This is a genomic window from Parasediminibacterium sp. HNIBRBA5674, assembly GCF_056745525.1.
On the sequence record NZ_JBQWIE010000065.1, the window covers coordinates 1 to 7314 of the forward strand.

9 protein-coding genes are annotated in these 7314 nt (G+C 36.9%); 5 read left to right on the forward strand and 4 right to left on the reverse strand.

Annotation, left to right across the window (positions count from 1 at the left end; translation table 11 throughout):
• Positions 1-80 precede the first annotated feature (80 nt).
• Together ACT9TX_RS17965 and ACT9TX_RS17970 are read left to right on the forward strand one after the other, a co-directional pair.
• Positions 81-308, forward strand: a complete 228-nt coding sequence (locus ACT9TX_RS17965) for a DUF4160 domain-containing protein (RefSeq protein ID WP_481340413.1) — start codon at positions 81-83, stop codon at positions 306-308.
• Positions 309-314: 6 nt separating this feature from the next.
• Positions 315-566, forward strand: coding sequence for a DUF2442 domain-containing protein (locus ACT9TX_RS17970; protein WP_481340414.1), 252 nt, complete (start codon positions 315-317; stop codon positions 564-566).
• Between the two features lie 58 nt (positions 567-624).
• Here the strand turns inward: ACT9TX_RS17970 and clpB are convergent, their stop codons facing one another.
• Entirely contained in the window at positions 625-3222 is a 2598-nt protein-coding gene (gene clpB / locus ACT9TX_RS17975) for an ATP-dependent chaperone ClpB (RefSeq protein ID WP_481340416.1), read from the reverse strand.
• 165 nt (positions 3223-3387) lie between these two features.
• Between clpB and ACT9TX_RS17980 the strand changes: the two genes are divergently transcribed.
• The 3 genes from ACT9TX_RS17980 to ACT9TX_RS17990 all read left to right on the forward strand — a co-directional run bounded on the left by ACT9TX_RS17980 (position 3388) and on the right by ACT9TX_RS17990 (position 5941).
• Complete coding sequence (locus ACT9TX_RS17980; protein WP_481340418.1) at positions 3388-4407, forward strand: serine hydrolase domain-containing protein; 1020 nt, start codon at positions 3388-3390, stop codon at positions 4405-4407.
• 103 nt (positions 4408-4510) lie between these two features.
• Complete coding sequence (locus tag ACT9TX_RS17985; protein ID WP_481340420.1) at positions 4511-5590, forward strand: serine hydrolase domain-containing protein; 1080 nt, start codon at positions 4511-4513, stop codon at positions 5588-5590.
• A 9-nt stretch (positions 5591-5599) separates the two neighbouring features.
• Positions 5600-5941: a hypothetical protein gene (locus ACT9TX_RS17990; protein WP_481340422.1), complete on the forward strand. Its 342-nt coding sequence runs from the start codon at positions 5600-5602 to the stop codon at positions 5939-5941.
• Positions 5942-6044: 103 nt separating this feature from the next.
• Here ACT9TX_RS17990 and ACT9TX_RS17995 read toward each other — a convergent pair whose 3' ends face one another.
• The 3 genes from ACT9TX_RS17995 to ACT9TX_RS18005 form a co-directional block, all read right to left on the reverse strand.
• Positions 6045-6452 carry a hypothetical protein gene (locus ACT9TX_RS17995; RefSeq protein WP_481340424.1) on the reverse strand — a complete coding sequence of 136 codons (408 nt, stop codon included), beginning with the start codon at positions 6450-6452 and terminating at the stop codon, positions 6045-6047.
• Between the two features lie 160 nt (positions 6453-6612).
• Positions 6613-6927, reverse strand: a complete 315-nt coding sequence (locus ACT9TX_RS18000; protein WP_481340426.1) for a type II toxin-antitoxin system RelE/ParE family toxin — start codon at positions 6925-6927, stop codon at positions 6613-6615.
• On the reverse strand, positions 6927-7175 hold the full coding sequence (locus ACT9TX_RS18005) for a hypothetical protein (RefSeq protein WP_481340428.1): 249 nt from the start codon (positions 7173-7175) through the stop codon (positions 6927-6929). The genes ACT9TX_RS18000 and ACT9TX_RS18005 overlap by 1 nt, the downstream gene beginning before the upstream one ends.
• Positions 7176-7314: the final 139 nt, after the last annotated feature.

Genomic DNA, 7314 nt, shown 5'->3' on the forward strand with positions numbered 1-7314 from the left:
GCTTCCTCCTGAAAATAGCATTATTCCTGTTTGCTTTACAGCTAAAGAAAATTAACTAGCAACTTGAGTTAATTATTAGGATGTATTATGCACCAAAAGAACATAATCCACCACATATTCATTTGTATTATCAAGATTTTTCAGCTACGGTTGATATTAAAACTTGTGAAATTTTAGAAGGTAATATTCCTTCTAAACAACATAGGTTAGTAACAGCATGGATTGAGATTCACAGAGAGGAATTACTAGCAGATTGGGCACTATGCCAAAATGGTCAAAAACCTTTTAATATTGATCCTTTAAAATAGCATTGTATGTACCAAGCGATTATAAAAGTACAACCGTTAGAAAACTACAACCTGTTTCTTACGTTTAAAAACGGTGAAGAAGGTGTGTTTGATATGAAACCTTATTTGGGGTTAGAGATTTTTAAGCCTTTGCAGGATAAAACTATTTTCGATACTGTAAAAGTTAGTTTTGATACGATTGAGTGGGTTGGTGAAATTGACATAGACCCTGAAACACTGTATCACAGTTGCGAAAAGATAGTTGCTAGCACGGTATAAAACAAAAAGCCCACAGTTACCTGCGGGCTTTTACTTCACCACCTCACACAAACACTACTTACGCTTCATTTCTAAACACCACAATGTTGTCGAAAATATCTACCAATACTGGCTTGGTTTTATCTATTGTACCACCAAGTATTTTTTTACTCAATTGATTGATGATTTCTTTTTGAATCAAACGTTTCAATGGTCTTGCACCAAATTGTGGGTCGTAACCATTTTCAGCTAAATAATCCAATAGGTATTCAGAAAATGTCAACTCTATACCATTTTTAGCAACCAATTGTTTTAAGCTTTCTAGTTGTATGGTTATGATGCCTTTAATTTCTTTTTTCATTAATGGCTGAAACATAATCACTTCATCTATCCTGTTTAAAAACTCTGGTCTGATGCTTTGCTTTAACAAGTTCACCACTTCAATTTTCGTCTTTTCTACAACTTCGTCTCTATTGGCTTCAGTTACATTTTCAAATGCATCTTGAATAATAGTGCTGCCCATATTGCTCGTCATAATGATGATGGTGTTTTTAAAATTCACCACACGTCCTTTATTGTCGGTCAATCGACCATCATCTAAAACTTGTAATAATATATTGTATACATCTGGATGTGCTTTTTCAATTTCATCCAGTAACACCACGCTGTAAGGTTTTCTGCGCACAGCTTCTGTCAATTGACCGCCTTCATCGTAACCAACATAGCCAGGAGGCGCACCTACCAAACGGCTTACCGTATGCTTTTCTTGGTACTCACTCATGTCTATACGGGTCATCATATTTTCATCGTCAAACAAGTAGTCGGCTAAGGCTTTTGCTAGCTCTGTTTTACCCACACCAGTAGTACCTAAAAATATAAACGAACCAATTGGCTTTTTAGGATCTTGTAAACCAGCCCTACTTCTTCTAATCGCATCTGCAATAGCAGTAATAGCTTCTTCTTGGCCTATCACTCGCTTATGCAGCTCGTCTTCTAAGTTCAATAATTTCTCACGTTCGCTTTGTAGCATTTTGCTTAAAGGAATGCCTGTCACTTTAGATATAGCCGCAGCAATATCTTCAGCATCTACTTCTTCTTTTAACAAACGTTTTTCCGAAAAACTATCTAGCTGATTCGTCAACTCTGTAATAGCTATTTCTTCATTTTTTATTTTGCCGTAGCGTATTTCAGCCACCTTACCAAAGTCACTATCACGTTCTGCACGTTCAGCCTCTGTTTTAAGGCTATCAATATTTGCTTTAGCCGTTTGTATCTTTTCTACAATTTCTTTCTCTTGTTTCCACTTGGCTTTAAGTGTATCTCTTTCTACACTTAGCACAGAAATTTCCAGCGATAAATCCTTTAATTGAGCCTCATCTTTTTCTCGTTTAATCGCTTCTCTTTCAATTTCTAATTGACGAATTTGACGTTCTAATTTATCTAACTCTTCAGGCATCGAATTCATCTCAAGCCTCAATTTAGCAGCACTTTCATCAATTAAGTCAATGGCTTTATCTGGTAAAAAACGGTCACTGATATAACGGCTCGATAATTCAACCGCAGCAATAATAGCTTCATCTTTTATGCGCACATGGTGGTGCGTTTCATAACGGTCTTTAATACCACGTAAAATGCTCACCGCATCGTCTACACTAGGTTCGTCTATTAATACTTTTTGAAAACGACGTTCCAAAGCCTTGTCTTTCTCAAAATATTTTTGATACTCGTTTAAAGTAGTTGCGCCCACAGCCCTCAACTCACCACGTGCTAAAGCCGGTTTTAAAATATTAGCTGCATCCATTGCACCTTCACCACCACCTGCACCTACAAGCGTATGTATTTCATCAATAAACAAAATAATTTCGCCATCGCTTTCGCCTACTTCTTTCACCACGGCTTTTAAGCGTTCTTCAAACTCACCTTTGTACTTAGCACCTGCAATTAGCAAGCCCATATCAAGGGCAAAAATGATTTTACTTTTCAAGTTTTCTGGTACATCACCATTTACAATGCGCATGGCAATGCCTTCTGCAATGGCGGTTTTACCCACACCTGGCTCGCCCACTAAAATGGGGTTATTTTTATTTCTTCTCGATAAAATATGTAAGGTTCTGCGTATTTCTTCATCACGACCAATCACTGGGTCTAGCTTGCCTTTACGTGCCAAATCATTTAGATTCTTAGCATATTTCTGCAAAGCATTGTATTGGTTCGATGCTGTTTGTGAATTAACCGTACTGCCTTTTCTCAATTCGGTAATGGCTGCTATCAAGCCTTTTTCTGTTAGGCCAGCATCTTTCAATAGTTTGGCTGTATCATCATTTACTTGTAGTAAGCCAATCAATAAATGCTCTACACTTACAAATTCATCTTTAAACTTGGCTATTGATGCGGCTGCTTTTAGTAAGGCATTATTCAAATCTCTACTTAAGTTTTGAGCAGGTTCTGTACCACTTGCTTTAGGTAGCTTTTTTAAACTATCGTCTAATTTCAAGTCTATTAAGCTGGTGTTTACAGCGTTTTTCTTCAATAGGTAATCTATTGAACTGTCATCATCATTTAATAAAGCTTTTAGTAAATGATTGGTTTCGATGTTTGGATTACCATTATTAAACGCCACTTGTTGCGCCGCTTGAATGGTTTCTTGAGCTTTGATGGTATAATTATTTAAGTTCATAGTCGTTATTTTATTCGTCTGAACCTTGATTTAAAAAGATTTACAGGATTAAAGGATTGTTATAAAAATTTCGTTTGCCCCGTAAATCGATAAAATCCTACAAAATCTTCGTTCAGACTTTTATCTTTAACGCAAACTCTAATCCAACAAATTAATTCGGAAAAAATGTCTGTAAATTGTAATTTAACCTGTCGCAAAGTCTTATCTGTATTGAGTTTCATGCTATTGTTTCAGTTTGCCCATGCGCAATACGACTTTAGTGGTATCGAGAAAAAATTTGAAGCCGTTAAAGATGATATTGGGAAAAATTTTGTGTGCCTCATTTATAAAGATGGTAAGATTATTTACAAAAAAGATGTAGAAGGTTTTGATGCTAGGGCACAAGCACATATTGGTCAAGCAAGTAGATGGTTAGTAGTGGCTTTGGTAATGAGTTATGTAGACCAAGGTAAAATAAACCTTGATGAAAAAGTAAGTACTTACTTGCCAATATTTGCTACCTACGGCAAAAAATATATTACAGTGCGTAATTGCCTTACTGAAACTACGGGCATAAAATCTTGTAATCCTTCGGGCAAAACACTAGAAGAAAGGGTAGATGCTTATGCTAGCAAATGCGATATTGGTACCAATCCTGGTGAGGCCTTCGATTATGATAATACTGGTATTACCATTGCTGCTCGTATTTGTGAAGTGGTGGCAAAGCGTGGCTTTGAGCAAATAATTAATGAGAAAATTTTTAGACCAATTGGCATGCGTAACACCAGTTTCTTCAGCGAATCTGGTAATGTAAACCCTGCTAGTGGTGCTTTAAGTGCTGCAGAAGATTATGTGAACTTTATGAGTTTGTTTTTAAACAAAGGCATTTTTAAGGGTAAGCAAGTACTAAGTGAACAAGCCTTAGAAGAGATGACTAAAATTCAAATACCTGTAGCAAAAATGAAACAAGCACCAAAACCCGTTGCTGGCTTTAACTATGCTTTAGGTACATGGGCTATTGAGGCTAACGATACCAAAGCTACTGCACTTACAAGCCCCGGCATGTTTGGTATGTTTCCTTGGGTAGACTTGTGTAGAGGTTATGCAGCAGTTATTTTTCCTAAAGTTGGTAGTGGTGAAAGTAAAAAGACCACGTTAGTTGGTATCAAGCAGTTTATTGATGGGGTGATTGGTGATTGCCATTAAGGTGAAACGTGAAAAATGAGATGTGAGAAGTGAATTGTCAACACAGAACCCAAAACATAGAACCTATAACTCAGAACTCAAAACAATAAAACATAGAACAATTATGAAAACTATTCTAACTATCTATTGCTTTTTACTAAGCACTATTGCTTTTGCCCAAAAAGATTTTAGTAAAATAGATAAATGGCTTGCTGATAATATAAAAGACCTTGGTGGTAGGGCTGTAATTGTAGTATGGAAAGATGGTAAAATAGTGTACAACCATGCTGAAAACAACTTAACTGAGCGACAAAAAATGGTCGCTAAGTTCTTGGCTAATAGACAAGGCGGTAATGCTGATGCAGCTACGCAAGATTTTACAAGTACCACTCGTGCACGTATTGCTAGCTGTAGCAAATGGCTAAGCGCTGCCTTGGTAATGACTTTTGTAGATGAAGGCAAGCTTAGCCTTGAAGATACTATTGGTAAGTTTTTACCTATCATGTCGCAAAATGGTAAAGGCGGTATTAAAATATGGCATTGCCTTAGCCACTTAACAGGTATTAAAGGCCTTGAAGGTAAAGATAGCTGGACAGAAATGACCCACTACAAAAACATGGATGAAGCTATGGCAAGCATAAGCAAGCAACCTGTAGAAGGCGAGGCTGGAAAAACTTTTCGCTATGGTAACACAGGCTTGCAAATAGCCGCAGCCGTTATTGAAAAAATTGCTAAAAAAGATTTCGAAACTTTGTTTCAAGAGCGCATAGCAAAGCCTTGCGGTATGCTGCAAACTGACTTTGGTAAAGTAGCCGTACCACAAGCTGCTGGTGGCGCTTTTAGCACCGCAGAAGATTATATAAACTTCTTGGTAATGCTACTAAACGATGGCCAATTTAATGGCAAACAAGTGCTAACAGCCAAATCAGTTGCGGCCATGCAACATAATTACGCCAAAGGCGCTACCGTAATGGGCTCACCAAAAGAGGCTGGCAATTTTGGTTATGGCTTTGGCGAATGGACGATGGATGATACCAACCGTTCTACCGCTGTTACAAGCCCCGGCTTGTTTGGCAGTTTTCCTTGGGTAGATAACAAAAGGCGCTATGCGGCTATCTTGTTCTCGTTTAATATTAATTCAACTGGCAGGCACGAACGCTATGTGTCGCTGAAAGCTGTGGTAGACAATACCTTAGCGCAATAAACACCCACTATGTACGAACACAAAACCCAACCTTTATTATCTAAAGCCAAGTATTACAGCCGCCTATACCGTAGCATGGCGCTGTTTTTTGCCTTATTAAGTATTTGCCTAGCTATTGGTGTGTTGGGTTATCATTTTTTTGCCGAATTAGAATGGCTAGATAGCCTACACAATGCCTCTATGATATTAAGTGGTATGGGCCCTGTGGCAGAAATTAAAACCGTAAGCGGCAAACTGTTTAGTAGTTTTTATGCCCTGTTTAGCGGTGTGGCTTTTATTACCAATATTGGTTTGCTACTTACACCTGTGGTACACCGCTTTTTCCATAAAATGCATGTAGAAAATAATTGAGTGGTGAAACAAGCTGTCGTACTACTATTTAGCGCCTGTTGTGTCACTCACTTGTACGTTCTGTTCGCTTTGCGGCTTTTATTGTAGCGTATTTTATCACTAATTAACAACCACATTCACCATAAAATTTGGTTATTAGCTTTTGCCCGTCTTGTCGTGTAATGGTCATAGTGCCTTCGTCAATCCATACCTCAGAATCGGTAGATTTTTTATACTTGATTTCAATAGTTACGTTATAATCTTTATTACCAAAAATTTCAACATGGTCAAAATCGGTGAATGCATGTGGTTCTGCCGTAGACTTTATAAGTTTAAGCTTTATTGGGTGGTCGTCTATCGTTATAAAAGCTAAACTATCCAAGTTAGTTGCTAGTATGTATTGCCGTTGCTTAAATGCTTTTTCTGTTGAAGAAAAATAGCAAGAACAACCATCTATTTCTGACGGTGATTTAGAGAAAGATTGTATTGTGATTGCTTCTACGTTTTTCTTGTCTTCTTTAGGTGCGTTCATGTGCCAACATGAATAAAGCAGTGAACAAATAATGGTAGACAATAAAAATGAGATTGTTTTATGCATCTTTAGTTGAAAGGTTTTAAACTTGTTTTACCTAATAAAATGATTCTTGAAGAAATAAAACAAGGCTGATAACATCAATAACTAGGACGTTTATCTAATCAATATCAAGTTTTAGCTTATTACTATGTTGATGTAAATGAAATATCTCAGCAATTCTTATCGTATTTTCTTGCACAACAAAATAGATGTGGTAAGTTTTATAATGGGTAAATAGTCTTATCTCTAAGTTAGGAAAGGTATTTGAGTGAACCCTTTTGTACATACGAGGTGATTGGGCAATTTTATCGAACGATTCGCTAAAAGATGCCAGCACTTTTAAGGTTCTTTCTTCACTTTCATTTGCTGTATAGTAATCAATAATTTCATTAAGCCTAAGTTCAGCTTGTAAGGACAATTCAACCGTATACACTATTTACTAATTTTTGCTACTAATGCTGCTTTTACCTCGTTCCAAGGTTTTGATATGCCTAATACGCTTTGGGCAATACCAATGTTTAATTGCGTATTAAAGGTTGCTTGGTCTATACCATATATTGCTTGGTAGTCTACATCATCAAGCTGTGTAGCTTCTATACTAGCATCTGCAAACTGACTTACAAACTGCTTAATAGCTGTTGCAGTATTTTCAGAATCGGCTTGTACCAATAATTGTGTCATAGCAAAAAGGTTTCACCAAATTTAGAAAATTAAATTGAATGGCTCAATAAAGCATCATACCGCCCAGGGCAAACGCATCTAAATTTCTTTAAAGAGTATATTTTCTAAGAACTTATCGTTTAATATACACATCATCCTT

Excerpts from the sequence above, each read along its gene's own strand:
- ACT9TX_RS17995 (WP_481340424.1), bottom strand. The coding sequence starts at position 6,452 with ATGAACGCACCTAAAGAAGACAAGAAAAACGTAGAAGCAATCACAATA.
- ACT9TX_RS17970 (WP_481340414.1), top strand. The coding sequence starts at position 315 with ATGTACCAAGCGATTATAAAAGTACAACCGTTAGAAAACTACAACCTG.
- ACT9TX_RS17985 (WP_481340420.1), top strand. The coding sequence starts at position 4,511 with ATGAAAACTATTCTAACTATCTATTGCTTTTTACTAAGCACTATTGCT.
- ACT9TX_RS18005 (WP_481340428.1), bottom strand. The coding sequence starts at position 7,175 with ATGACACAATTATTGGTACAAGCCGATTCTGAAAATACTGCAACAGCT.
- ACT9TX_RS17990 (WP_481340422.1), top strand. The coding sequence starts at position 5,600 with ATGTACGAACACAAAACCCAACCTTTATTATCTAAAGCCAAGTATTAC.
- ACT9TX_RS17980 (WP_481340418.1), top strand. The coding sequence starts at position 3,388 with ATGTCTGTAAATTGTAATTTAACCTGTCGCAAAGTCTTATCTGTATTG.
- clpB (WP_481340416.1), bottom strand. The coding sequence starts at position 3,222 with ATGAACTTAAATAATTATACCATCAAAGCTCAAGAAACCATTCAAGCG.
- ACT9TX_RS17965 (WP_481340413.1), top strand. The coding sequence starts at position 81 with ATGTATTATGCACCAAAAGAACATAATCCACCACATATTCATTTGTAT.